Here is a 247-nt window from a genome sequence, read left to right on the forward strand (position 1 = left end):
TTGGTAGAGCAGTGGACTTTTAATCCATTGGTCGATGGTTCAAGTCCATCATGACCCACCATTCTTTATTCGTAGAATAGTAGAGTGGTTATAATCGGCGGATTTACGCAGCGTGCTTAGGCACAGCAGAGCGGGTCATTAGCTCAGTTGGTAGAGCAGTGGACTTTTAATCCATTGGTCGATGGTTCAAGTCCATCATGACCCACCATTCTTTATTCGTAGAATAGTAGAGTGGTTATAATCGGCG

Annotated in this window: 1 tRNA gene; it reads left to right on the forward strand. The window is 44.5% G+C overall.

The window, feature by feature from the left end:
• Positions 1 to 132: 132 nt before the first annotated feature.
• Positions 133 to 208, forward strand: a tRNA-Lys gene (locus H5182_RS22130).
• Positions 209 to 247: the final 39 nt, after the last annotated feature.

It is taken from the genome of Pseudoalteromonas sp. SG44-17, from assembly GCF_014164235.1.
GTDB classification, from domain to species: Bacteria; Pseudomonadota; Gammaproteobacteria; order Enterobacterales; family Alteromonadaceae; genus Pseudoalteromonas; species Pseudoalteromonas rhizosphaerae.